The organism is Brevibacterium sp. S111, assembly GCF_004745075.1.
GTDB lineage: Bacteria > Actinomycetota > Actinomycetes > Actinomycetales > Brevibacteriaceae > Brevibacterium.
Genome location: NZ_RHFH01000005.1, coordinates 127,026 through 151,226, shown reverse-complemented (window position 1 = coordinate 151,226; position 24,201 = coordinate 127,026). Strand labels below are relative to the sequence as shown.

Sequence of the window (24,201 nt, the reverse complement as noted above, 5' to 3'; positions counted from 1 at the left end):
TCAGCTCGAGATCTCAGCCCGAGGTTCTCAGGAAGACGCGAGCTGTTTCGGGAATGAAGAAGGGCCCGTCCACCAGCAAGTGGTGGACGGGCCCTTCTCGTGCGCCGACGGATCAGTGACGCGGGGGCTGGTTCGGATCGAACGGTCCGCCGTCACTGGCGGGGCCCTCAGCAGGTCCGGCAGCGGAAGCGGTCTGGTTGCGCAGGATCTCGCGGATGTCGCCGAGCAGATCCTCGGTGGTCGGAGGAACTTCTTCCTCGGGAACTCCGCGCTTACGCAGCTCGTTGAGCTTGTTCATCGGAACGATGATGATGAAGTAGACGATGGCGGCAACGATGAGGAAGTTGATCGCGGCAGTGACGACCGCACCCAGATCGATGGTCGTCTCCGGAACGTCCGGCTTGAGCTGGAAAGACAGCGCCGGGCCCTCGGCACCGCCGACGGCGGCGATGAGGGGGTTGATGATCTTGTCGGAGAAGGCGGTGACGATCGCGGTGAAGGCGCCGCCGATGATGACCGCTGTCGCGAGTTCGACGACATTCCCCTGGAGAATGAAGTCTCTGAAGCCCTTAAACATTAGAGAAACCCTTTCGGCGTGTGTTCGCTGAAATGCGGTTGAGTATTGGCCGATTACGTTCCAATAGTACACATCGTTAACACGTTGTCAGCAGAAATGCGGCGCGAGTCTCACCGCCCCATTGTTGACCCATTCCACAGATAGGAACTCTTCGGCACGCCGTGTTCAGTCGGCAACCTGCCGCTCAGCCATCCGGTATGAGTGAGGCGACGGGGCGCAGCCGGTGTGGCTGGGAGGGATGTTCAGCGGGGCAGAATTGCGAAACTGATCGGCAGCCCGGCGAATTCGGCAACACGTCCGGCGTCCTCTGCGTTGAGGATCACCGATACAAGCTGCCCTGATTCGGCGGCTATTCCGTCGGGTTTATCAACGAGCCGTGCGATCGTCACCTTCTCGACGACGACTTCCGATCCGCCGTCGGGAAGGGATGAGAAGAGTCGTATCCGCTGCCCGGGCTGCAGCAGGGCCGCGGAGGCATCATCGGCGAGACGGATCGGCATGAGCAGATCCCGGCTTCCCTTCGGCAGCGCCTGTTGGTCGAGGACCATCGACTCTGTCAGCGGCGAACCCTTCGACAGGCCCGCCGAAGTGTGGCGGCCCTTCGCCTCCTCGACAGCGGTGAAAGCTTTGTCGGGGACAAGGTCGGGAGGAAAGTCCGTGAGGGTGAGATCCTGTGCAGTCAGTTCCGCACCGGGGGCCAGATCGGACCGGGCCACGACGACCGCCGTACCGGCCTCGTCGGGAGTGAACATCCAGACGATCAATGCGCATGCGCTGGCAAGGCACACCGCGGCGAAGATCCGCTGTGGTCGGACGCGAGCCGATCGAGCCCAGCTTGTCGAGGTCTCGCGGATGCGCTGTAGAAAGCTCATGGCCTGAGCATCGACGGATCAGCGGGCGTCGGCAAGGACGAATCCTGACCCTGTGGATGGAAGTCCGTCATCCACACGCGAGCGGTGTTCGAGTCGGGGCGGGTGACGGAGCAACGGCCGGTTCTGGACCAATGGCCAGTGTTGCAGCCGCGACAGGTGCCGGAGCGGCAGCCACCTCCGCGAAGGGGAAGGCGGGAGTGCTCAGCCTGCGGCCGGGGTGCTCGCGGACGAAGAATCGGACGACGAGCCCGACGAAGCCGGTGAGGACGAACTCGACGAAGAGCTGGAGGAGTCCTTCGACGATGAGTCAGCACTCGACGAACTCGAGGAGCCGGCGGTGCTCGATGTCGAGGAACGGGAGTCGGTGGCGTAGAAGCCGGAGCCCTTGAAACTGATGCCCACAGCGCCGAAGACCTTCTTCAGACGACCCTGGCATTCCGGGCAGACGGTGAGCGAGTCATCGCTGAAGTCCTGATGGATATCAAAGGCGTGACCACAGCTCTTGCAGGCATAGGAGTAAACGGGCATTCGAGACCTTTCTTCGACGAAAAGATTATAGTGCACGTCAGGCACTCGGATGCGCACCGGTACGGTTTGTGCACAGGCTTATCCACACATCAACGCGCTTGAGTGGGTCGTGATTCCCCAGTCGGCAGTGTTCACGAGGCGGCGAGAGCCTCCGCCGGTCGACTTGAAACGGTCGTCGCCTGTCACGTGGCGGGGTCGTCTGCGTCGCAGGCGGCCGTCACGACGAGGCGAAGGCGTGGGTGCCGTGCTCGGTGACCGCTGAAGGGATGCGCAGGTCCCAGTCCTCGGCGACGAGTCCGGACAGGTCGAGCTCTTCGGCGAAGCACACCCCGAAAACACGAGCCTCCCGCCCGAGCGGCGCCACGCCCTGCGGTCCGAAGGTACGGTCATAGAAGCCTCCGCCATTGCCCAACCGTGCCCCATCGAGGCCGAAGCCCAGCGCCGGAACGAACACGAGGTCAAGGCCCACCTCGGGTGACAGCAGCTGTGCGGCAGTGAGCAGCTCGGCAACGTCTGCGGGTTCGCGGATCCCCCATTTCCCCTGCGGCTCGAGGCGTGACATCGATCCCGTGATCTCACCGAACAGCAGCGGTTGACCGACCTTCGTCACCACCGGCAGGTAGACGGTCCCGCCGGAGGCAAGGAAACGATCGAGCGCGGGGTCGAGGTCAGGCTCACCCTGCAGTGCCGCATAACCGAGCAGGGCGCGCACCGGAACCGCGCGGATGACTTCCCACGCTGAGTCCGCAACGGACGGAGGGGAGGTCGGGGCCGTCTCGGTGCGGGAATCGGTCGATGCTGAGCCCGGGGCCGCCTCGGTGCGGGAGCGGTTCGCGCGAGCCGAGCGGATGCGGGACCGCAGCTGCGCCTTCGAAGTTTGTGGATCCACGCCTTTCAGACTATCCGGGGGCGGCGGATTCGTTAAGATGACTTCATGAGTGATGAAGCGCAGTGCACCGTTCGCAAGGCCGTGATCCCCGTCGCCGGTCTCGGAACTCGGTTCCTCCCCGCCACAAAGGCCACCCCGAAGGAAATGCTCCCCGTCGTCGACAAACCGGCGATCCAATACGTCGTCGAAGAAGCCGTCGATGCCGGCCTCCAGGACGTCCTGATGATCACCGGCCGGAACAAGCGACCGCTCGAGGACCACTTCGACCGGGTCGACGGACTCGAAGCCGCCTTAGCGAAGAAGGGCGACGACGAGAAGCTCGCCGCTGTGCGTCACCCCTCCGAGCTCGCCGATATCCACTATGTGCGTCAGGGTGACCCGAAGGGCCTCGGCCATGCTGTGCTCAAGGGTCGCCAGCACGTCGGCAACGAACCCTTCGCCGTCCTCCTCGGCGATGACCTCATCGACGAACGCAGCCCGATCCTGCCGAAGATGATCGAAGTCGCGGAGAAGACCGGCGGCAGCGTCGTCGCACTCATGGAGGTCCCGCCCGAAGCGATCCACCTCTACGGCTGTGCCGCCGTCGAGACCACGTCCGATGACGAAGTCGTCAAGGTCACCGGTCTGGTGGAGAAGCCCGCCGCCGAGGATGCTCCCTCGAACCTCGCCGTCATCGGCCGCTACGTGCTCGCCCCGGAGATCTTCGACGTCCTCGAGACGACCGGGCCCGGACGCGGCAACGAAATCCAGCTCACCGACGCGCTCCAGGAACTCGCCGGTGACGCGAACGGGCACGGTGTCTACGGGGTCGTGTTCAAGGGCGCCCGCTATGACACCGGTGACAAACTCGACTACCTCAAGGCGGTCGTGCAGATCGCGTGTGATCGTGAGGACCTCGGTGATGACCTCAAGGGTTGGCTGCGCGAGTTCGTCCCGACCTTGGACTGACCACGGTCCCCGGGCGGGCTGTGGACCCCGGTCGGACCACGGGTCTCGGGCGGACCGCGGGTCTCGGGCGGACCGCGGGTCTCGAGCGGACCGCGGCTCACGGTCCTTCCGTCCCGGGCCGCACAGCCGACCGCAACCGAACCCGAGAGCGAGGGCAGCAGCGTGTGGCCTGTCATCCTGACTGACCGCCGGTCCGATATCGTGCTGCGTCCCCTGCGACGTCGCGACGAAGACGCCTGGCGAGAAGTCCGCCGCTTCAACCGCGACTGGCTGCGCCCATGGGATGCGACCCTGCCCGCTCCGGGCCAGGAGCTGCCTGGATTCCGCACCATGGTCCGGATGCAGGACAAACAGGCCAAACGTGGGCAGAGCGTGCCCTTCGCCATCGAAGTCGGCGGTGAATTCCGAGGACAGATCACCGTCTCCGGTCTGAGCTGGGGCTCGATCCTGTCCGGCCAGATCGGCTACTGGATCGATTCGCGAGTCTCCGGCCGCGGCATCACCCCGGTCGCCGTGGCGATGGCCGCCGACCACTGCTTCTTCACCCTCGGCCTCCACCGCATCGAGATCAACATCCGCCCGGAGAACACCGCGAGCCTGCGTGTGGTCGACAAGCTCGGTCTGCGCGACGAAGGGCTGCGCGAACGCTATATGCACATCGACGGGCAGTGGTGCGACCACCGCACCTTCGCTCTCCTCGCCGAGGAGGTCCCGCAGGGCCTGCTCGCCGCTTACCGGCACGGGACGAGCGGAACCGCACCGCAGTGAGCGAATCTCTGCCGCCCCAGCCTGAGAATTGCGTGAACTTCGTGCCCGTTTGACCGACACACCTAGTGCCTTCACGTCTTCGTCGATGCGTGCAACTTAGGGTGGCAGTGTGGACACCAGCATCATCGTCGTCATCGCCATCGTCGTGGTCTTCGCCGTTGCTGTGCCCGCAATGATTCGGAAGTCCGCGACGGAACTTTCGCGCGCCGAAATCGACACGGTTCCCGACAACGCGGCCGTCGTCGCAGCCGAGACTCCGAACCCGGGGCACGACCACTCGGAACGCACCCAGGTCTTCCACGACAAACCCCGCAGAACGCCGTCGGTCCCGAGCCCGGAGGTCTCCCCGGGCGAGGACGCACCGACCCTGAGCCTCTCGGCCTCGACTCCTGCCTTCGCCGTCATCGACGGCCATGGACAGAGCCACACCATCCCCGAGGCGGCCGAACACTCCCAGCTCAACGTCCTACCTGTCGCGGTCGGCGAGACCCACTCGGCGTTGTCTGCCGATCGTGGCCCCGCCGGACACGGTGGGGCCGCATCCGGTGGTGGCGCCGGAGTCGGAGCCGACAACGTGCGCCTGCTCCACCCCGCCGTCCACGCAGTGTTCAACGACAGCTCCCAGGCGGGCCGGCAGCAGACCGGGGCGGGACGCACCCCACAGGCTCACTCGCCGCGCACCTCGGCGACGGGTTCCACGGCATCGTCCGGATCGCGACCGGTCACCGGCCAGGGCCCCCGAGGCGGCGCACCACGCGATGGCGCGGCGGACACGGATCGGGGCGGTCGCCTCGGCGAGGTCGAGTCCACCCGATCAGAGAACGGTCCACAGATTTCCCATCCCAGCAGCGGAACCGACGAGGAACATGCGATGACTGAGCAAGCAACGACTCTGCGCGAGTCCCTGAAGTCGCTGAACACGATGGTGAAGGGCTTCGCGCTGGTCTTCTTGGCCTCGATGCTCGGCATCCTCGTGTCCGGAGTCCTCGCTCTCTTCTCGGTCGTGCACATCGCTTTGGCCGGCGTCTTCCTCGGCCTCGCCGTCGTCTCCCTGCTCATCGTGCGCACCCTCAACCTGCGCAAATTCGAGGTGAAGAAGCGCCTCCGCGGACTGAAGCCCGTTGCACCGAAGTCGAGCACCGCACCTACGCGGGCCACCTCGGCGCAGGCCACTTCGGATCGGTCCGCCTCCGCGCGGTCGACCTCCGCGCGGTCGACCTCCGCGCGGTCCACTTCGGAGGCGAAGGCCCCGACCGTGAACGTGAAGGAACAGCGCAGCGCCACCGCGGTGGCGCCCTCAGACAGAACCGCCGCCGGCAGCGCCCCCGCGGCACCGGTCTCGAGCGGAACCGCCGCTCGGATCGCCGCTGCGGCGCAGGGTGCGAGCGGAACGACGAAGGCCGCACAGGCTCGTGCTGCCATGGCCCGCAGCGCAGAAGCGAAGGCGAACCGCAGCACCGAGGCGAAGAAGTCTCGCGAAGAAGCCGACACCGGCGAGATTCCACTCGTGCGCATCCGCAAGGAAGCCAGCGAAGGCCACACGACACGCCAGGTCCTGCTCACCGGACCGATTCCGATCGTCGATGACAGCACCACGGAGGAAGCTCCGAAGGGCGAAGAGGAGCACACGACGACAGCTGAGACATCCGCCGCAGAGGCAGGCGGGGGCGAGCCGGCCCAAGGCTCCGTTGATGCGGACTCGTCGAACATTCTCGGTGCAGACCTCGAGGCAGAAGGCACTGATGCCTCGGCGGGCACCGCTGCCGATGAAGACGTGCACGCGTCACTCGACGCTGCCGCCCCGAAGGTCGAAGATCCGTTCATGCAGCGGTTGAAGTCACGCGACGGCTGGTCGCCGACGCCTCTGCCGGTGCCCAGCTATGTCGACGCTCCGGAAGCTGAGCATGCGGTGCCGAAAGCCACCGCAGCCGATGCGAGCTCGTACGAGACTGAAGCGCGCAGCCGTGAGGAGATCGCCGCACAGTTCGCCGCGGAACTCGGCTACCGTCCGGAACTCAGTGACTCGGCCCGTGAGGACTCTCCGCTCGAGCACGGCCGTAAGGCGATCCGGACCACGAAGTCCGCCGACCTCTCAGCGGTCAACGACGTCCTCGCCCGCCGCCGCGCCTGAGTCCGCAGAGGGGCCTGAACTCGCCGCCGCACCTGAACTCGCCGAGGGAGGGGCCACCGATGATCCTGCCGACTGCCGAGGCGGGGCCGACTTCCCTGATCTGAGGTCCTTGACCGCTCGGCGTGGACCCGATGTGCCCCGCACCGATGAGTGCGGGGCACCTTCGTGTGCAGGGCGTCGTCGGCGCCGGATCAGTCCGCCCGACCGCCGAAGTCCTCGGCGATTGACACCGCGATCCGCTGCAGGTGCGGTACCAGGTCGTCTTCGATCGAGAGACCGCGAAGATGTGAGGTGTGCAGGGAGACGTTGAGCGCGGCCAGAGTATTCTGACCCCGACGGACCGGGACTGCCAATCCTCGCAGTCCGTCATCGAGCTCCTGGGACACCAGGCACCATCCCTGGGCTCGGATGCGGTGCAGTTCCTTGCCGAGCTCGGCCGCAGACGAGACGGTGTGGTCAGTGAATGGCGAGATTTCGACTCGCTCGAGGAACTCCTGTTGGAAGGTTTCGGGCAGCTCGGCGATGAGCATGCGACCCATCGACGTGGCCCAGGCCGGCAGACGGTTGCCCAGGTTGACGGTCACGGCGTGGAGGCGCGGGGCGGCGGCACGGGCGATGTAGACGATGTCATCGCCGTCGAGAATGCTCAGTGTCGCCGACTCGTCGAGTTCGTGAGCGAGCTGATTGAGATGCGGCTGGGCGATCTTCGGCAGATCCAGGCCGGCGAGGAACCCGGCACCGATGTCGAGTACCCGCGGGGTGAGGGAGAAGGTCGGTCCATCCGAACTGAGATACCCCAAGTCGGTGAGGGTGAGGAGGAAGCGCCGTGCCGCGGCTCGGGTCAGACTCGTCGCCTTCGCCACCTGAGTGACGGAAAGATGCGGACTGTCGGTGTTGAACGCCAGGAGGACGGCCAGCGTCTTCTCCACCGATTTCACGTAATGGTCCCCGGACGCGGGCTGCGGATTGGAATTCGACTCTGATTTCACCTCTCCAGGGTATCTGCCGGGGCCAGGGCAACCGGTACGGCCCTCAGAAGCATCCCGTCCGGCCAGTGGTGTGCGCATAATGCACATGTGTACGAACAGCGAACAAAGTGCTACTGTGCACTGTGACAGAGGCGACATCCAGACGGTGCGCCGACAGAAGAGGACCCACCATTCGAAGGGGAATGACATGACGAGTGCAGACGCCCGGACAGCATCTGGACCGGACGAGCTCAAGCAGGCGAGACGAGCGGCTGCGGGGTCGTTCATCGGGGCGGTCGTCGAATGGTATGACTTCCTCCTCTACGGAATCGTCGCCGCGCTGGTCTTCGGCGAACTCTTCTTCCCGGACTACAGTTCCCATGCGGGCACGCTCGCCGCTTTCGCGACCTTCGGCGTCGGTTTCGTCTTCCGGCCGCTGGGAGGCATCATCTTCGGGCACTTCGGCGACCGGATCGGCCGCAAGTCGATGCTCATCTGGACGATGACGATCATGGGCGTGGCGACCGCACTCATCGGCGTCCTGCCCACCTACGGAACTGTCGGCTGGTTGGCGCCGGCCATGCTCGTGCTTCTGCGCTGCGTCCAAGGCATCGCCGTCGGCGGAGAATGGGGCGGAGCTGCTCTGATGGCGGTGGAGAGTGCGCCGCCGAAGCTGCGTGCCTTCTTCTCCAGCGGTGTGCAGATCGGCTATTCCGTCGGACTCCTCTTGGCCACTGGACTGGTGGCACTTCTGAGCAGCAACTTCTCCCCGGAGGCGTTCCTGGCCTGGGGTTGGCGGATTCCCTTCTTCTTCAGCGCAGTGCTCGTCCTCGTCGGACTCTGGATCCGTGCCGGGGTCCAGGAATCAGACGAATACCTCGAACGAGTGAAGAACGCCGACGAGGACAAGGTGGCGAAACTGCCGATCCTCGAAGCATTCAAGCGCTACCCGGCGCAGATCTTCCAGATCGTGGGGCTGCGCTTCATCGAGCTGCTGACCATGTACATCGTCACGACCTTCGCACTGTCGTATTCGACCGATGAGCTCGGCTTCGACCGCAGCGTCATGCTCAACGTCACCCTCGTCGTCGGCGGCCTGGGAATCGTGACGATCCCGGCGTTCGCCTATCTCTCCGACAAGTTCGGTCGCCTTCGCGTCTACCTCACCGGCGGAATCGTCGGCCTCGTCAGCGCGATCCCCTTCTTCTTCGCTCTTGAGAGCGGCAATCTGGTGGCAATCGTCATCTTCGCGGTCCTGCTGATCAACATCGCCCACGACGCGGTCGTCAGTGTCCAACAGCCGCTGTTCGCCGAAATGTTCAGCCCTGAATTCCGCTACAGCGGTGCCGGCGTCGGCTACCAGCTGGCCAGTGCGATCGCCGGCGGCTTCACTCCGTTCATCGCCACATTCCTCGTCGGCCTCGGCGGAGGCACCTGGTACCTCGTCGGCGCCTACCTTGCCGGTGGCTGCCTCGTCTCGATCGGAATCGCGCTCTACCTCGTCCGGCAGTGGCAGGTCGAACGCAGGGCCGAACGCAGCAGTGCCTCTGCCGCGACAGTCGCGCTCAAGCCCGAAACGGTCTGATGCGCAGAGGTGCCGAACACGGGACTGCGCACTTGGCCGAACATGCTGCTCAACGACCCGTCCCGCAGGATGGCCGGATGCGATCGGCCGAGATCACCGCTGCCGGCCAAGTCGAACTCCTCATCAGCCCGAGACCACGAGGCCGCGTGGCCGACAGGCATCTGCGGATACAGATGCTCGCAGTGGGCATCTGCGGCACCGACCACGCTTTGGCCTCAGGCGGCCGCACGCCGCCGGAACTCCCGTGGAGGCTCGGCCATGAAGGCATCGGCGTCGTCACCGAAGTGGGGCTCGGAGACGACGAGTGGACCGTCGGAGACCGGGTGGTGCTCGAACCCAATATCACCTGCGGCAGCTGCCGCTACTGTCGGCTCGGCACCACCTCGGCGTGCACGCACCGGCTCAGCGCGGGCGTGCTCACCCAACCCGGGTTCCTCGCCGAGGTCATCGACCATCCCAGCGACTTCTGCCACAGGATCCCTGACGACGTGCCGATCGAACGCGCTGTGTGCGCCGAACCGCTGACGGTCGCCGCCGCGGCGATCCGGCGAGCGGGGCTGACGTCTTCGCAGACGCCTCTCATCCTCGGGGCCGGGTCGCAGGGTCTGCTGGCGACCATGATCCTCGGCGGCCAGGGACATCGCCCCTATATCAGCGAACCGCAGGCCGAACGACGAGCCCTCGCCGTCGAGCTCGGTGCCCGCCCCTTTGAGCCGGGCACCAGCCCCGCCCCCGATGCGGTCATCGACGCGGCAGGGGTGCCCGAGGCTCTGGCATCCGTCGTCGACCACCTCATGCCCTTCGCGACCGTCACGCTCGTCGGGGAGGACCACCACCACCTCGGCGCTTCGAGTTTCGACATCGTCCAGAAGCAGCTGCGGATCAGTGGTTCCTTCATCTATGAGCACCCGAACGACATGGCCGCGGCGGTCGCCCTGCTTCCCACCGTCCCCACGGAGAGGATCCTGGGATCGTCGGTCGCGCTCTCCGCGGTGCCGAGCCTCTTCACGGCAGGTGCCGAACGCCGCAGCGGCGTCAAGCAGTGGGTCGATATGCGCTTGTGACCTCCTCCTCGGGGTCGGCAAGGAGCTTCTGGGCAGAGGTGCCTCGGCAGGGTGTCCCTCATTCGGTGCGCCGAGTCCCGGCTGACGAGCGAACGCAGGACTGATGATCAGTCGACGACCGACCACCGGTCGACGGAGTGCGAACTGAAACTCAGGCGACGTACTTGTCGAACTCTGTGTTCTTCTGCAGGAAATTCTGTACGTAGGAGCACGTGGTGCGGAACTTCAGCCCCGCCTCGGCGCTGGTCTCGAGCGCATAGCGCACGAGCTGGCCGGCCAGGCCGCGTCCACCCCATTCGGGGGACACATTCGTGTGGGTGAAGGTGCGCACGGTGCCTTCGGCGGTGTCGTCAGGGCCGGCCTCACGGTCGACGTAATCGGCTGCGCCGATGACCTTGCCGGCATGGGCGATGGTGAAACGGTGGGCCGCAGCATCCTCGGCGATGGTGAAGGTCTCTCCGGAGATTTCGATGTCCATGGTCATTCCTCCCGAATGTCCGTGCCGGTGGCACTGCGCGAATGTCATTGTCCTGACAGCTGACACTATAGTTCTGTCAGCGCGGCAGGCACTAGCCTGGTGCAGTATCCGGCAGCGGTCGAGCGCCGACTGCCGCTGTCCGTCATCTCACTTAGGAGTCACCCGCATGTCCTCACACCCCTCGGCGACCACGGTCGATGCGCACCGTCTGAACCTGGGCGAGGCCGGGTTCGAAGTCGCCGAACTCACCGCCGCCGACATCGCCGACTATGTCGAACTCGTCTCCTCGGCCTACCGCGGTGAGGGGTCGAAGCAGGGGTGGACGACCGAGGCCGACCTGCTCGACGGACAGCGCCTCGACGCTCCGATGGCTGAGGCCATGCTCGCCGAGGCGGACTCCGCGATCCTGCTCGTCCGCGACGCCCAAGGCCGGGCAGTGGCCAGCGTGTACGTGCGCGAACCCGCAGACGGGGAGGCTTATCTCGGGGTGCTCGCGGTGTCCCCGCTCGGGCAGGGCAAGGGAGTGGGGTCGGCGCTGATCGACCTCGCCGAGGCATGGGTGGTCGAACGGTGGAACGCACACGCGATGTCGATGAGCGTGATCAACAGACGCGAAGAGCTCATCGCCTACTACGAACGGCGCGGCTATGAACGCACGGGAGAAGTCGAGCCCTTCCCGTACGGCGACGAACGCTTCGGAGTGCCGAAGGTCGACGACCTCGAGTTCGTGCTGCTGCGTAAACGGTTGAGCTGAGCTCGCTGCGGGTCTGCCCCGCGAGCTGCCAGGGTGCCAGCCAGCCGCCATCGCCGAAAAACGGGTGGAGTGCCGAGGCACGCACGCAGACTCCCGTTCCTCGGCGCTCAACCCGTTTTTCGGCGGCAGGTTGTGGCGCCAGCCCGTTTTTCGGCGCTCAGCCTGATTGTCGGGGCGGACCCGCGCGCTTCACAGTGAGCGGAAAGGCGCTCGGCCTCAGAAGATCATCGCGGGCACAACCAGGCCGCCGACGAGCGCGACCGGCCCGATGATCACCATCGACATGCCGAACTTCACGAGGATGCGCGTCAGGCGCGGCTTGTCCTCGACGGGGGCGGTCGCGACGACCGTGGCGCCCAGCGTCGAGAACGGCGAGACGTCGACGACGGCCGAGCACACACCCAACGCCGCGATGAGCGCCCACCCGGGCACCCCGCCCGCGGCGATGAGCGGCAGGGCCAGCGGCACCAGGGCGGCGAGGATACCCGTGGTCGACGCGAACGCGGACACGAGTCCGCCGACGACGCAGAGGACGAAAGCGGCGATGAGCGGCGAACCGATCGCTTCGGCACCCTGACCGAGGAGGTCGACGGCACCCATATTCTGCAGCACGCCGACGAAGGTGATGATGCCGCCGACGAGCAGCACGGTCGACCAGTCGATCTTCGGCAGCGCGGCCTTGCCGGTCTTCGGGTCGACGAGGGAGAGGATCGCTCCGAACATGAAGCACAGCAGACCGATGTCCGGATCCTTGCCGATCGCTGCGAGCACGACGACGGTGCCGATGAGCCCGATCATGAAGATGACGGTGAGGATCTGCACGAACGTGAACGGTGCGGAGTCGCCGGTGTGCTCCGAGCTCGAGGAGCCGAAGAGCGCCTCGTCCTCGTCGTCCTCACCGAAGGCCACCTTCGTCGCCGAGGCGGAGCCGCGAGAGATCCGTGAGCTCGCATCCGTCCCGGCAGAACCGGTCCCGGCAGAATCAGTGTCATCGGAGCCGTCAGCGCCGGCTTCGGTCGACCCGGCTCCCGCCCGGCTCGCGACGGCTGCCGCGGAGTTCCGGCCGAACAGCGACCGTCCGTACATGAAGTAGGCGACGACGAGCATGATGAGGTAGGTGACGACGGCGATGCCGAAGAGCACATAGGGGGAGAGGTCGATGCCGGCCCCGCGCGCGGTGCTGTAGGTGACGATGCCGTAGAGGCTGGTCGGGGCGAAGCCGCCGGCGCCGATGGCGAAGCAGATCGCTAGGCCCATGAGCGCGTAGTCGACTCCGTATTTGCGGGCGACCTGCATGCCCACGGGCATCATCACGAGGCCCGCCAGCGGGGCACCCATGGCGGCAATGCAGCCGGTGATGACGAAGAAGACCGCCGGCAGGAGCACTGCCGAGGAGCCGACGCGCTCCAGTGCCCAATCGATGATCCGATCGACGGTGCCGTTCTCCTGGGCGATGGCGAAGAAGTAGGTCACTCCGGCGAGGAGGACCATGATGTCGAGCGGGAACTCGGCGATGATGTCCTCGACGACCATGTCGGTGAGCAGCAGTCCGGTTCCGGCAGCGCCGACGAGCATGAGCACGCCGATCTGCACGCCGCGGACCGCGCCGATGGCGAAGAGCGCGACGAAGATGAGCAGAGCGATGATCTGTATGAGCATGAAGTCCTCGCAAAGGCTGAAGCGACACTGAGCATCGCTGGGCGATTTGCTGAGAGACACTACCAGCGTTACCGACCGGTAAAGGATCCGTGTGTCCGACCGCTCGAAAAATCCCGAATAACGGCACAAACAGCGGGCCGCCGGCGGGTGCCGGCGGCCCGAGATGGGGATGCGCTGTGTGAGACGGGGCGCCCGACTCAGGTGAGCAGGACGGCTCCGCCGAGGGCGAGGAGGGCGACGACGATCGTCACCAGTGCGGCCAGAGCCAGCGGGCGGGCGCCGAGGTTCTTCAGCGAACGCCACTGGACTCCACGGCCGAGGGCGAACATCGCCATGGCCAGACACACCGTCTGCACCCAGTTGAGACCGGTGACCGCGAATTCGGGCAGCAGGCCGAAGGTGCGCAGGGCCGCCATGACGAGGAAGCCGACAACGAAGAGCGGCACGATCGGCGGACGCTTGGTCGGCGCCGGAGCCTTCTCCGCGGTGGTCGTCGTCGAGCCCGAACCCGCACCGCTGTCGGTCGATCCCGAGCGGGCACCTGCCGTGGTGGTCGCACCCGATCCGGGGGCCGCCTCGGTGCCGGTGGTCATCGCCTTCGCCTCGCTGCGGCGCACGGCGTAGCTGAACACTGCGACGGTGGGGGCGAGCATGATGACGCGGGCGAGCTTGACGAGGACGGCGATCTCGAGCGCGGCGGGCCCGATGATGCCGCCGATCGCGACGACCTGAGCGACTTCATGGGTGGCGGCTCCGCCCCACATGCCGGCGGTCTCCGGGGACAGGCCCATCGCCGTCGACAGGGACGGCACGATCGCGATCATCAAGGTGCCGAAGAGGACGACGAGGCCGATGGCGGCGGCCACATCCTCCTTCTTCGACTTCAGCGTCGATTCGATGCCGGCGACGGCCGCGGCGCCGCAGATGCCGAAGCCGCTGCCGATGAGCACTGCCAGGGGGCGGTCGACCTTGAGTGGCTTCGCCAGTGCCAGGGCGGAGAGGATTCCTGCGGCGACGATGACAGCGGCGAGGACGAGGACGAGCCAGCCGAGATCGAGGATGTCACCGAGCACGACCTGTGCGCCGAGGGCGACGATGCCCAGACGCAGCAGCGGCTTCGCGGCGAAGTTGAGCCCGGGCATGAATGTCTCGGGCAGGTTGGGCACGAGGTTGCCCAGCAGGATGCCGAGCACGATGGCGACGAGCAGCGGGGAGAGTACGGGCAGGAGCATGGAGATCGGCCACGCGACTGCCGTGGCCGCAGCGGCGACGGCGAGACCGGGCAAGAGGGATGCAATTCGATTCATGACTTCAGTGTGTCAACGTTGTTCCGGGCCCGGTAGACGGTGATTTCGAAGCAACCCATATGAAATCGATATGGCATGATGGGGGTATGCATGATCTCGCGGAGATGAAGGACTGGCCCGAACTCCAGGCCCTCGGCCTGCTGGTCGCGCTCAGCGGCAATGCGCGGTCGATCGGTCAGGCCGCCGCCCAGCTCGACCTCGCGCAGCCGAACGCTTCGCGCAGCCTGCGCAATCTCGAACGCGATCTCAAGGTGCCGCTGCTGCGGCGTTCGCCGCGCGGGACCGAACTCACCGTCGAGGGCCGGGCTGTCGCCGAATGGGCCTCGAAGGTCATCGAAGCCTATGACACCCTCTACGCCGGAGCGCGAGCCATCCAGGACGCCCGCGCCGGCACCGTCAAGGTCAGCGCCTCACTGACGGTGGCCGAATACCTCATGCCCCACCACCTCACGACATTCCGCGCCGCGCACCCGCAGATCGACATCGGACTGTCCGTGGAGAACTCGGCGACCGTCATCGATCGGGTGCGCCAGCAGACCTGCGACCTCGGTCTCATCGAATCCGTGTCCCGGCCGACGGGGCTCAACGCCGCGGTCGTCGGCCGTGACCGCCTCATGATCGCCTGTGCCCCGCAGTTCGCCGGAGCCTGGACGAAGCCGATCACCGCCGAGGCGCTCGCGGAGGTTCCCCTGCTCGTCCGTGAGGTCGGCTCGGGGACGAGGGAGGTCATCGACTCGGCATTGGACTCCGTGGGCGGGGTGAGGATGGCCGGGGAGTACGGCTCGAACTCGGCGCTGCGCATCGCCGCTGCCACCGCGATCGCACCGGCGGTGCTGTCCGAGCTGGCGCTGCGCGATGACTTCCGGGCCGGGCGACTGCTGCCGCTGCCGGTCGAAGACAACGTCGACCTCTCCCGCGAACTCCACGCCGTGTGGTCACCGACCAGGCGTCAGACCGCCGGGGCGCGGCTCCTCCTCGAGCACATGGTCAGCAGCCTCGGCTGAGTGGAATCGCGCAGGCCGCGGCGAGGCGGCGCGGTGAAGCACGGTCGCGGCACCACCTGCGTTTCTGGTCATGCGGTGGGCATATATTGGGCACATGACATCCCGAGAACCCGAAACCGCTGCCAGCCCGAAGTTCGCCCCGGACACCCTCGTCGTCGAAACCGGGCGGCCCCCGCGCACCGACGGTGCTTCGGTGAACCCGCCGATCGACCTGTCCTCGACCTTCGTCAGCACCGGGGACATCGACGCCTCACCCTATGCCTACGCTCGCTTCGACACCCCGGCTTGGTCACCGTTCGAAGAGGCGCTCGGTTCGCTCGAACACTCCGCTCTGCCCGGGCTCGTCTTCGGCTCCGGGCTTGCCGCGATCTCCGCGGTCATCAGCCTGGTTCCGGCCGGCGGCACCCTCGTCATCCCGACGCACAGCTATCAGGGAGCGCTCGCCTCGGCCGAGCAGATCGCTCACCGTCAGGGCTTCGACCTCGTCACCGTCGACATCGCCGACACCGAGGCGGTCATCGCCGCCCTCGACGAAGCGTCGACGCGAACGGCGGCAGCGGACGCGGCGGCCGCCTCGGCGGGGGAGGGCCGCGTCGGGTCCGAGTCCGGGCTCGGAATGCTGTGGATCGAATCGCCGACGAACCCGATGCTCGAAGTCGCCGACGTGCCGGCGCTGACGACGGCCGCGCGTGATCGCGGGTTCCTCGTCACCGTCGACAACACCTTCGCCACACCGCTGCTGCAGACTCCGCTCGACCTGGGCGCCGATATCGTCGTCCATTCGGTGACGAAGTACCTCGCCGGGCACTCCGATGTCGTCCTCGGCGCGGCCCTGACCAGCAGTGTCGAACTGCGGGAGCGGCTGCACACCGAACGCTCGATGCGCGGGGCGATCGCCGGGCCCTTCGAAGTCTGGCTGGCTCTGCGCGGACTGCGCACCTTGGCCGTGCGTCTCGACCGCGCCCAGGCCAACGCTCAGGCCATCGCCGAACGCCTCACCGCCCACGCGGGCGTCGTCGAGACCCGCTATCCGGGGCTGCTCGACGATCCCGGACATGCCCGCGCGAGTGAGCAGATGAGCGGGTTCGGTGCGATCATCGCCTTCACCGTCGACACCGCAGAGAAGGCCACCGCCATCGCCGAGGCGGTCCGACTGTGGACCCCGGCGACATCCCTGGGCGGGGTGGAGTCCCTCATCGAACGCCGTCGGCGGCACCCTTCCGAACCCGTCACCGTGCCCGAGGGGCTCATCCGGCTGAGCGTGGGCATCGAGAACCTCGAAGACCTGTGGGCCGACCTCGAAGCCGCGTTGGGCTGAAGGGCTGACAGACAGTTAGACCTGATGGGAAGCCCGAGCTGATGGGAAGTCGGTCGTAATGGGAAGTCGGTCCTGATGGGACAAGCACCCGACTATGTGCTCGACCGGCCGAGCGCGGACGATCTCGAGCAGTTCTTCGCCATCGACGCCGACCCGCGGGTGTGGGGGCACCTGCCCAGCGGGCGGATGACGGAGCGGGAGGAAGCCGAGGCGATCCTCGTCCGACTCGACTCGCAGTGGGAGCTCGACGGGATCGGACCGTGGATGGTCAGGCGGACGTCCGGCGGGCAGATCCTCGGCCATTGCGGATGCTCGCTGCGCGGTGTGCCCGGACCCGGCGCCTCCCGCCGCGCGACCGGAGCGTTCTGGAACCTCGGATACCGGTTCCGGCCCGAAGCTCAGGGGCAGGGGCTGGCCACTGCGGTCTCACGCGATGCGATCGCGGCGGCCACGAACATCGACGCCGAGCTGCCGATCGTGGCGTATCTGCTCGAACACAACACCGCGTCGGAGGTGGTGGCTCGCAAGCTCGGGCTCGAGCTGGTCCACCGGGCACCGGACGCAGGCAACCCGGACCCGGCGGCCGTCCGCCTCGTCTTCGCCGATCGCGAACTCACTCCTGCCCAGCTGGACGCGACGCTCAACTGAGGCGCGCCGACATGGCACCGGAGATTCGTCGCGGACATGTGACGCAGATCAACTTAACGTACGTTAAAGTGGCGGATGACGCTCATGCGCCCCTCGCGGACGTGTGACTGTACAAGCCCCGCCATCCCCGACAGCTGCACGAAGCACACGATCCACCACCGGATACGTACGAAGGAGACGCATTGTCCACCAGTGTTCTCACCGAGGTCAGCGGCGATGTCACGACCGTGACCATCAACCGCCCGGAGAGCCTCAACGCACTCAACCAGGAGACGTTCCAAGCCATCGGCGCAGCCGTCGCCGAGGCGGCCGCGAACTCTCGGGCCCTCGTCCTCACCGGCAGCGACCGGGCCTTCAGCTCCGGTGCCGACCTGCGCGGTGAGGCCGCGACGGATGCCAGCATCGACCTCGCCGGAGCGAACGACATCATCCGTTCGATCATCGACGCACCGATCCCCACGCTCGCAGCGGTCTCGGGGCCCGCGGCCGGCATCGGCTGCTCCCTGGCCTTGGCATGCGACTACGTGGTGATGAGCGAGGAATCCTACCTCATGCTCCCGTTCACGAAGATCGGTCTCATGCCCGACGGCGGAGCCACGGCTCTCGTGGCCGCCTCGGCGGGTCGTCACCGCGCGCTGCGGATGGCACTGACGGCGGAGAAGCTCCACGCCGCCGACGCCTACGCTTGGGGGCTGGCCAGCGAGGTTGCCTCCGCCGGTGAACAGCTCAACCGGGCCAAGGAACTCGCGGCCCAGTTCGCTCAAGGCGCACCACAGGCGCTGGCCGCTTCGAAGCAGGCGATCAACGAGTCGAGTCTGACATCCCTCGACGACGCCTTCGACCGTGAGGTCGACGGCCAGGCGGGACTGCGCGCGAGCAGGGACTTCAGCGAAGGCGTCGCCGCATTCGTCGGCAAACGGGCGCCGAAGTTCACCGGCGAATGACAGCCGCGCCTCGGCGGGCGGACGGGTCCATCACCGCTTGATAACGTTCCTGTCCGAACCGTTGCCCACTGTCCCGACACGGATAGTCTGACGGTGATGACCGCCCACCGGGCACCCGGCGGTCGACGGTAGGATCACCCGCCGCTGAAAGCGGTGATCACCCCATTCCTCTGCTGCGGCCCTCGGGCCACGGCAGGACCAGAGCGCGAACGAAGGAGTCTCATGCTGACAGGAATCGCGTCCACCCAGGGCGACAGCTACCAGCTCAACACCACCAACCTCATCCGCCATGCGGCCACCGTCTTCGGCAACTCCGAGGTCGTCTACCGCCGCTCGGACGGATCGTGGGGACGGTCGAACTACGCCGACGAGTTCAAGCGCATGGCGCAGCTCGCGCACGGCCTCGGCGAACTCGGCGTCGGTGCCGGGTCCATGGTCGGTGTCCTCGACTGGAACTCCCGCCGCCACCTCGAGCTCTACTTCTCCGTGCCCGGCGTGGCCGCAACCATGCTGCAGCTCAACCTGCGCCTGGCACCCGAAGACCTCGCCTACGTCGTCAGCCATTCGAAGTCCGACTGGATCTTCGTCGACGAAACGCTCCTGACGGTCGCCGAGTCCCTGGCCCCGAAACTCGACGTCAAGGGGTGGGTCGTGATGACCGACAAGCCTGCGAGCGAGATCGAGACGAGCCTGGACAACGTCGTCTTCTATGAAGATCTCATCGGCGACAAGCCCGAGACCTATGACTGGCCGGTCATCGACGAGAAGACCGCGGCCTACGCCGGATACACGACCGGGACCACGGGCCGACCCAAGGGCGTGTACTACTCCCACCGGTCGATCTACCTGCACACCATGGGCGGTCTGGCCGCGTTGAACGCGACCTTCGACGACTGCGTCATGCCGATCACCCCGATGTTCCACGTCCTGTCCTGGGGCTTCCCCCAGAACGCGGTGGCCGCCGGTGCCAAACTCGTGCTGCCGGGCAAGTTCGCCGCCGAGGAGTTCGGTGCCATCGGTCAGGCCTTCATCGATGAGAAGGTGACCCTGGCCAATGGCGCTCCGGCGATCTTCGGTCCGATGCTCCAGATGATGAAGAAGCTGCCGCAGGCCCCTGATCTCAGCGGTGTCCGCCTCGTCTCCGGATCCTCCGAGCCGCCGCTGTCGATGATGCGCGGGTTCAAGGAGATCACCGGCGCCGACGTCATCCACGGCTACGGTGCCACCGAGACCACGCCGCTGGTGACGACGAACTGGGCGCTCAAGCCCGGCATGGAACTCGACGAAGAGGCCCGCTGGGACCTCAAGCGCTCGCAGGGTCTGCCGATCATCGGCGTCGAGATGAAGACCGTCGACCCCGAAGGCAACGAGCTGCCGCGGGACGGGAAATCCATGGGAGAGATCGTCATGCGCGGTCCGTGGATCACCGAGTCGTACTATCAGCTGCCCGACAACGCCGACCGCTTCCTCGACGGATGGTGGCGCTCTGGCGACGTCGGCACCATCGACGAGTTCGGCTACCTCAAGATCACCGACCGCCTCAAGGACGTCATCAAGTCCGGAGGCGAGTGGATCTCGTCGATCGACATGGAGAACGCGATCCTCGACAACCCGAACGTCAGTGAGGCCGCCGTCATCGGTGTTCCCGATGAGAAGTGGGACGAGCGCCCGATCGCGTACGTCGTTCCCAACCCCGGCGCCGAGGTGACCCGGGACTTGATCATCGAAACGCTGAGTTCGCGTTTCGCCAAGTGGCAGATGCCTGACGAGGTCAACGTCGTCGAGGAGATGCCGCGCACCTCGGTGGGCAAGCTCGACAAGAAGCTGCTGCGCAAGAACTGGGAAGAGAACTAAGACTCCGCTCGTCGAAACGCGGGTGCATGGCCGAATAACGGTTGTGCGCCCGCGTTTTTCGGCGCTCAGCCAGTTTTTCGCCGACCGAGGGCTGGTGATGGCGCTGGGTGGTGGATGTGTGAGGCTGCGAGAGAATGTGTTTATTGATGGTGTTTGATTGCGTTAGATGCAGTTTGACGCAATACTTATCTCATGTACAAAGTGCTGACGAGGAAGCAGCTCGATGACCTCGGAATGCCCCGGGCGCATCTCGCTGAGGCTGTCGATTGCTGCCTCTACCGTGCTCGTCGAGGGTGGTTCGTGGTTCTGAGCACGTGTGAGAAGCCCCATCATGCAGTGCTCGCGCAGTTCTCCACCGAGCAGGGGATCACTTTCCCAAGGTTCCACGGGGATATCCGGGATGACGCGGAGAGACTCCGACTTCAGATCGCCTGTCGGCGCGACTCACTGCTTCGAAGCGATGTCTTCTCGCATATCTCGGCAGGGCTCATCCACGGTCTCGACCCGACCATCATCGGGGCCGAGCGGGTGGAGGTGTCGAGGCGAGCACCTACCCGCAGCTATCCCGGCCTGTATGTCTACTCCCGCGCGGTGCCCGCTGATGAGGTCGCGCTGCGAAACAGCTATCCGGTCACCAGCCTGAGGCGCACCCTCGCTGATATCGCTCTCGACCATTCTCTCGAGGTGTCTGTTCCCCTGATCTCACAGGCGCTGAGGGATCATGGCATGACCCGGGAGGAGATCCGGCGGCTGTTGATGAACGGTTCGCGCGGAGTGCGACGAGCGCGGCTGGCGCTGGAGATTTCGAGCGAACTCTTCGAGGCGGCATCTGAAGCGCTGTGTGCGGTTCGGTTCCACGAGCACGGCATCACGGGAATGGTCCCACAGGTCGACGTCCGAACTGCGGCCGGAGCTTTCATCGCTCGCAACGATTTCCAGCACGAGACTCTTCCGGTCGTCGTCGAGGTGCATGGAGTGGGCAAGTATTACCTGCATCCCGATGGTCCCGATGCGGCAGCGAAGGCAAACCATCAGCGAAACATGAATCTGCTCAATGCCGGCTACCGAGTCTTCAATCTGACATTCGGCGACCTGTTCCGTCCGAAGGTCTTCGCCGAAATCAAACGCTGCCTCGACGGCATGCAACACCAGCAGCAGCGGCGACATTAGCCGCGACAGCAGCGACGGCCCGAGCCGTCGGCTGCCCCGCCCACACGCCCCGTGCTACGCGGCAGGCGTCGAAAAACGGGTTGGCTGCCGACACCCGCCTGCGTGCAGGCGTTTTTCGGCAGCCAACCCGTTTTTCGGTGAACGGCCAGCCCGCGGCGGCGAGTGGCAGCAACCAGCCAGTGGCGGCGAGTGGCAACCAGCCAGCAGCTGGGGGAGGGGCGGGCGCCGTGGGTGCCTCAGGGGTGGTGGAGCAGGTATGTTCCGCCCTTGAGGCAGGTGTCGACGACCCAGCCGTCGGCGACGAGCGCGGTCAGCGCGGTCCGCAGCGCGAGGCGCCACCGGCTGGCCAGGTCCGCGTCCTGTCCGCGCAGATCCTCGATGTCCGAGGGGAAGTCGAGCGAGACGAACTCGGTCTCCTTCGGCACCTCGCTGAGCAGGGGCTCCCCGTCCTCGTCGGCGCGCAGGCAGGGGAAAGCCGAACCGGGATCAGCCGTCGCCACCCGTGCGGGTCGGTCGAGCGGCCACGAGACCATCATCCGGTCGCTGGCCTGTCCCGAGTTCACCCCATCGCGCATCTGCCCGTAGAAGTCCTCGAGGTATTCGACCATGCTCACGCCCAGACGCTGGAAGTTGAAGTAGGCGTTGCGGGCCACGAGCGGGTCGAAGGTCCAGGTCATCTCCGTGATGCCGAGGTTGAGGCACCACAGGCGCTGGTGGAGCTTCATCGCTGAACCGGCGCCCCGCCCGATGACCTGATGGCGGACACCGGCGATATGCGAATGCATGACGGTGCCCAGCGGCTGGCCGAAGAAGCCGATGGTCACGCCGATCATCTCCTCGGGGTCATCGGCGCTGTAGGCGGCAGAGACATAGTTTCCGGCGTGGGCGAAGGCGATGATGAGGCTGGGCTCGAACACGTTGGTGCCGGTCTCGTCGACGTTCCACACCTCGTCGAGCAGCAGCGACGCCTTGGCCGCCTCGTCGGCGGTGTGGATCTCGCGCACCTCGATGCGCGCGGTCTCGGCTGCGGCGGCGTATTCGTCCTCGGCCAAAGCGATGATCTCCGAGTCCACTGTTCTCAGTTCTGCGTTCGCTGTCATGGTGACATTGTGCCACCGAAGCCCACCCGCAGGTGAGCGCTTCAGGCAACGTTTCGGGCACAGCGACGGCGGCATCTCGGGTGAGCAGGTGCGGCGCGGCGGGCGGGTATAGCCTGGATGCATGAGTTCGTCAGTCGCTGTCATCGGTGCCGGAACCATCGGCCGATCCTTCGCCTACCTCTTCGCCCGCAGCGGGTTCACGGTCCGGGTCTTCGACCCGCGTGATGACCTCGCCGAGGTGGTCGCCGACCTCCAAGCCGAGGTCACCTCAGCGGCTTCCGCACTCAATGAGCTGGCCTCGCAGGTCGGCACCGTCGAGGTCGCCGGCACCGTCGAGGACGCCGTGGCAGGCGTGATGTTCGTGCAGGAATCCGGTCCGGAGAACCCCGAGGCCAAGCCGAAGCTGTTCGCCCAGATCGCCGAGTCGGCCCCCGCCGCAGCCGTGCTCGCGACGTCATCGTCGACGATCCCCGCATCCTTCATCGCCGAACACCTCGAGGCAGACGCGGCCGCCCGGGTCATCGTCGGCCACCCGTTCAATCCGCCGCATCTCATGCCGCTCGTCGAGGTGGTGCCCGCACCGGCGACGTCCGCGGACACGATCGAGGCGACGGTCGAGTTCTACCGCAGCTGTGGGCGCGAGCCGGTGGTGCTGAGCCGGGAGATCCGCGGCTTCGTCGGCAACCGTCTGCAGAACGCGCTGATGAGGGAAGCGATCTCTCTTGTCCAGAACGGCGTGATCTCCGCTCCCGACCTCGACACGGTGATAAAGAATTCGCTGGGTCTGCGCTGGGCCGCCGTCGGTCAGTTCGAGGGCATGCACTTCGGCGGGGGAGCATCCGGCATCCGCGGGTTCATGGACCACATCGGTCCGGCCTTCGCCGCGATCGAGGACCTGCCCGTCGACGTCGATCCGGCGGCCATGGGCGAGGTCTTCGAGCAGGTGGAGCAGGCATACAGGCCGACCCCGACACCGCAGGCCGCTGCGGTCCGCGATCGCATTCAGCGCGCGGTCCTCGACGCGCGCGGCCAGTGAGTCTGACCGTCTGCTCCGCCACGGTCACAGCCGCGAACGGGCTCGGCGCCGAACGACGGGCCCGACGGCAACGTCTGTCTTGTGAAGTCGCAGGCGGAGGGGCGCCGTCTCAGACGGCCGGCTGGTAGAAGTACGTGGTGCGTTCGGCGATGAGGCCGTCGGTGTCGAAGAGGAAGAAATCGGCGAAGCCCACCGAGGTCTCCGAACCGTCCTTGAGGTGACCGTTGAAGACGCCGCGGCTGGACGCGCGATCGCCCTCGACAAGGATCTCCTGCAGTGAGTGAGAGCCGGATTCGATGACCCGCTCACCGTGGTAGAAATCCGCGATCTGCTGCCCGACCAGCGTCGGGTAGCCGGGGCGGTCATAGCTGGCGTCGGCAGAGAACAGCGCCGAGGTGGCGTCCGCGTCTCCGGCGTCGACGGTGGTGTAATAGCGCTTCACGAGTTCAGTCACACTGGCCATGGTCTTACCGTAGCAGTGACCCAGGACATAGCCGTGCCCGAGGCCGATGAGCGTCGTCGGAGTGTTCCCATTTCGCGCATCCGCCCGCGATCGGGTTAGTATCGACATGCTATTGATACTGATTCTCACTAGAAAG

23 protein-coding genes and 1 pseudogene are annotated in these 24,201 nt (G+C 66.2%); 14 read left to right on the top strand and 10 right to left on the bottom strand.

Features of this window, described 5'->3' with window-relative positions; all coding sequences use genetic code 11:
* Positions 1–112: 112 nt before the first annotated feature.
* Entirely contained in the window at positions 113–577 is a 465-nt protein-coding gene (mscL, locus tag EB836_RS07610) for a large conductance mechanosensitive channel protein MscL (protein WP_135539090.1), read from the bottom strand.
* A gap of 242 nt (positions 578–819) precedes the next feature.
* The gene (locus tag EB836_RS07605) at positions 820–1,449 is read right to left on the bottom strand and encodes an SAF domain-containing protein (protein ID WP_135539088.1); all 630 of its coding nucleotides are present in this window, start codon (positions 1,447–1,449) and stop codon (positions 820–822) included.
* 217 nt (positions 1,450–1,666) lie between these two features.
* Here EB836_RS07605 and EB836_RS18705 point away from each other — a divergent pair, with 217 nt between their 5' ends.
* Complete coding sequence (locus EB836_RS18705; RefSeq protein WP_346763083.1) at positions 1,667–1,822, top strand: hypothetical protein; 156 nt, start codon at positions 1,667–1,669, stop codon at positions 1,820–1,822.
* A gap of 14 nt (positions 1,823–1,836) precedes the next feature.
* Here EB836_RS18705 and EB836_RS18700 read toward each other — a convergent pair.
* Positions 1,837–1,977: pseudogene (locus EB836_RS18700) on the bottom strand (FmdB family zinc ribbon protein); the annotation flags it as partial.
* A 217-nt stretch (positions 1,978–2,194) separates the two neighbouring features.
* Positions 2,195–2,866 (bottom strand): 5-formyltetrahydrofolate cyclo-ligase, encoded by a 672-nt coding sequence (locus EB836_RS07595; RefSeq protein ID WP_240689704.1) that lies wholly within the window; start codon positions 2,864–2,866, stop codon positions 2,195–2,197.
* Positions 2,867–2,911: 45 nt separating this feature from the next.
* On the opposite strand from EB836_RS07595, the gene galU reads away from it, so the two are divergent.
* The 3 genes from galU to EB836_RS07580 all read left to right on the top strand — a co-directional run bounded on the left by galU (position 2,912) and on the right by EB836_RS07580 (position 6,713).
* Complete coding sequence (gene galU / locus EB836_RS07590; RefSeq protein WP_135539085.1) at positions 2,912–3,814, top strand: UTP--glucose-1-phosphate uridylyltransferase GalU; 903 nt, start codon at positions 2,912–2,914, stop codon at positions 3,812–3,814.
* 162 nt (positions 3,815–3,976) lie between these two features.
* On the top strand, positions 3,977–4,582 hold the full coding sequence (locus EB836_RS07585) for a GNAT family protein (RefSeq protein ID WP_135539083.1): 606 nt from the start codon (positions 3,977–3,979) through the stop codon (positions 4,580–4,582).
* 109 nt (positions 4,583–4,691) lie between these two features.
* Positions 4,692–6,713, top strand: a complete 2,022-nt coding sequence (locus tag EB836_RS07580) for a hypothetical protein (protein ID WP_135539081.1) — start codon at positions 4,692–4,694, stop codon at positions 6,711–6,713.
* Between the two features lie 191 nt (positions 6,714–6,904).
* Here the strand turns inward: EB836_RS07580 and EB836_RS07575 are convergent, their stop codons facing one another.
* Entirely contained in the window at positions 6,905–7,702 is a 798-nt protein-coding gene (locus EB836_RS07575; protein ID WP_240689701.1) for an IclR family transcriptional regulator C-terminal domain-containing protein, read from the bottom strand.
* A 187-nt stretch (positions 7,703–7,889) separates the two neighbouring features.
* Between EB836_RS07575 and shiA the strand changes: the two genes are divergently transcribed.
* Positions 7,890–9,266: a shikimate transporter gene (gene shiA, locus EB836_RS07570; protein WP_135539077.1), complete on the top strand. Its 1,377-nt coding sequence runs from the start codon at positions 7,890–7,892 to the stop codon at positions 9,264–9,266.
* Positions 9,267–9,343: 77 nt separating this feature from the next.
* Positions 9,344–10,330, top strand: coding sequence for an alcohol dehydrogenase catalytic domain-containing protein (locus EB836_RS07565; RefSeq protein WP_167854393.1), 987 nt, complete (start codon positions 9,344–9,346; stop codon positions 10,328–10,330).
* A gap of 151 nt (positions 10,331–10,481) precedes the next feature.
* Here EB836_RS07565 and EB836_RS07560 read toward each other — a convergent pair whose 3' ends face one another.
* Positions 10,482–10,808, bottom strand: a complete 327-nt coding sequence (locus EB836_RS07560; protein ID WP_135539073.1) for a GNAT family N-acetyltransferase — start codon at positions 10,806–10,808, stop codon at positions 10,482–10,484.
* A gap of 166 nt (positions 10,809–10,974) precedes the next feature.
* Between EB836_RS07560 and EB836_RS07555 the strand changes: the two genes are divergently transcribed.
* Positions 10,975–11,562 carry a GNAT family N-acetyltransferase gene (locus EB836_RS07555; protein ID WP_135539071.1) on the top strand — a complete coding sequence of 196 codons (588 nt, stop codon included), beginning with the start codon at positions 10,975–10,977 and terminating at the stop codon, positions 11,560–11,562.
* Positions 11,563–11,778: 216 nt separating this feature from the next.
* On the opposite strand, the gene EB836_RS07550 is transcribed toward EB836_RS07555, so the two are convergent.
* Positions 11,779–13,221, bottom strand: coding sequence for an SLC13 family permease (locus EB836_RS07550; protein ID WP_135539069.1), 1,443 nt, complete (start codon positions 13,219–13,221; stop codon positions 11,779–11,781).
* Between the two features lie 197 nt (positions 13,222–13,418).
* Positions 13,419–14,528 (bottom strand): putative sulfate exporter family transporter, encoded by a 1,110-nt coding sequence (locus EB836_RS07545; protein WP_135539067.1) that lies wholly within the window; start codon positions 14,526–14,528, stop codon positions 13,419–13,421.
* A gap of 86 nt (positions 14,529–14,614) precedes the next feature.
* Between EB836_RS07545 and EB836_RS07540 the strand changes: the two genes are divergently transcribed.
* The 6 genes from EB836_RS07540 to EB836_RS07515 all read left to right on the top strand — a co-directional run bounded on the left by EB836_RS07540 (position 14,615) and on the right by EB836_RS07515 (position 21,466).
* Positions 14,615–15,532 (top strand): LysR substrate-binding domain-containing protein, encoded by a 918-nt coding sequence (locus EB836_RS07540; protein ID WP_135539065.1) that lies wholly within the window; start codon positions 14,615–14,617, stop codon positions 15,530–15,532.
* A gap of 94 nt (positions 15,533–15,626) precedes the next feature.
* Positions 15,627–16,850, top strand: a complete 1,224-nt coding sequence (locus tag EB836_RS07535) for a PLP-dependent aspartate aminotransferase family protein (RefSeq protein ID WP_135539063.1) — start codon at positions 15,627–15,629, stop codon at positions 16,848–16,850.
* A gap of 75 nt (positions 16,851–16,925) precedes the next feature.
* The gene (locus EB836_RS07530; protein ID WP_135539061.1) at positions 16,926–17,498 is read left to right on the top strand and encodes a GNAT family N-acetyltransferase; all 573 of its coding nucleotides are present in this window, start codon (positions 16,926–16,928) and stop codon (positions 17,496–17,498) included.
* Between the two features lie 182 nt (positions 17,499–17,680).
* Positions 17,681–18,442 (top strand): enoyl-CoA hydratase-related protein, encoded by a 762-nt coding sequence (locus EB836_RS07525; protein ID WP_135539059.1) that lies wholly within the window; start codon positions 17,681–17,683, stop codon positions 18,440–18,442.
* Positions 18,443–18,664: 222 nt separating this feature from the next.
* A complete protein-coding gene (locus EB836_RS07520; protein ID WP_135539057.1) occupies positions 18,665–20,296 on the top strand; it encodes a long-chain-fatty-acid--CoA ligase in 1,632 nt (543 codons plus the stop codon).
* 300 nt (positions 20,297–20,596) lie between these two features.
* The gene (locus tag EB836_RS07515; RefSeq protein ID WP_135539055.1) at positions 20,597–21,466 is read left to right on the top strand and encodes a hypothetical protein; all 870 of its coding nucleotides are present in this window, start codon (positions 20,597–20,599) and stop codon (positions 21,464–21,466) included.
* Between the two features lie 236 nt (positions 21,467–21,702).
* Here EB836_RS07515 and EB836_RS07510 read toward each other — a convergent pair whose 3' ends face one another.
* The gene (locus EB836_RS07510; RefSeq protein WP_135539053.1) at positions 21,703–22,566 is read right to left on the bottom strand and encodes a hypothetical protein; all 864 of its coding nucleotides are present in this window, start codon (positions 22,564–22,566) and stop codon (positions 21,703–21,705) included.
* Positions 22,567–22,687: 121 nt separating this feature from the next.
* Here EB836_RS07510 and EB836_RS07505 point away from each other — a divergent pair, with 121 nt between their 5' ends.
* A complete protein-coding gene (locus EB836_RS07505) occupies positions 22,688–23,602 on the top strand; it encodes a 3-hydroxyacyl-CoA dehydrogenase NAD-binding domain-containing protein (protein WP_135539051.1) in 915 nt (304 codons plus the stop codon).
* Between the two features lie 109 nt (positions 23,603–23,711).
* Here the strand turns inward: EB836_RS07505 and EB836_RS07500 are convergent, their stop codons facing one another.
* On the bottom strand, positions 23,712–24,173 hold the full coding sequence (locus tag EB836_RS07500; protein WP_346763081.1) for a nuclear transport factor 2 family protein: 462 nt from the start codon (positions 24,171–24,173) through the stop codon (positions 23,712–23,714).
* Positions 24,174–24,201: the final 28 nt, after the last annotated feature.

Coding starts and splice junctions, on each gene's coding strand:
- mscL (WP_135539090.1), bottom strand. CDS start 577: ATGTTTAAGGGCTTCAGAGACTTCATTCTCCAGGGGAATGTCGTCGAA.
- EB836_RS07605 (WP_135539088.1), bottom strand. CDS start 1,449: ATGAGCTTTCTACAGCGCATCCGCGAGACCTCGACAAGCTGGGCTCGA.
- galU (WP_135539085.1), top strand. CDS start 2,912: ATGAGTGATGAAGCGCAGTGCACCGTTCGCAAGGCCGTGATCCCCGTC.
- shiA (WP_135539077.1), top strand. CDS start 7,890: ATGACGAGTGCAGACGCCCGGACAGCATCTGGACCGGACGAGCTCAAG.
- EB836_RS07565 (WP_167854393.1), top strand. CDS start 9,344: ATGCGATCGGCCGAGATCACCGCTGCCGGCCAAGTCGAACTCCTCATC.
- EB836_RS07560 (WP_135539073.1), bottom strand. CDS start 10,808: ATGGACATCGAAATCTCCGGAGAGACCTTCACCATCGCCGAGGATGCT.
- EB836_RS07555 (WP_135539071.1), top strand. CDS start 10,975: ATGTCCTCACACCCCTCGGCGACCACGGTCGATGCGCACCGTCTGAAC.
- EB836_RS07550 (WP_135539069.1), bottom strand. CDS start 13,221: ATGCTCATACAGATCATCGCTCTGCTCATCTTCGTCGCGCTCTTCGCC.
- EB836_RS07545 (WP_135539067.1), bottom strand. CDS start 14,528: ATGAATCGAATTGCATCCCTCTTGCCCGGTCTCGCCGTCGCCGCTGCG.
- EB836_RS07540 (WP_135539065.1), top strand. CDS start 14,615: ATGCATGATCTCGCGGAGATGAAGGACTGGCCCGAACTCCAGGCCCTC.
- EB836_RS07535 (WP_135539063.1), top strand. CDS start 15,627: ATGACATCCCGAGAACCCGAAACCGCTGCCAGCCCGAAGTTCGCCCCG.
- EB836_RS07530 (WP_135539061.1), top strand. CDS start 16,926: ATGGGACAAGCACCCGACTATGTGCTCGACCGGCCGAGCGCGGACGAT.
- EB836_RS07520 (WP_135539057.1), top strand. CDS start 18,665: ATGCTGACAGGAATCGCGTCCACCCAGGGCGACAGCTACCAGCTCAAC.
- EB836_RS07510 (WP_135539053.1), bottom strand. CDS start 22,566: ATGACAGCGAACGCAGAACTGAGAACAGTGGACTCGGAGATCATCGCT.
- EB836_RS07505 (WP_135539051.1), top strand. CDS start 22,688: ATGAGTTCGTCAGTCGCTGTCATCGGTGCCGGAACCATCGGCCGATCC.
- EB836_RS07500 (WP_346763081.1), bottom strand. CDS start 24,173: ATGTCGATACTAACCCGATCGCGGGCGGATGCGCGAAATGGGAACACT.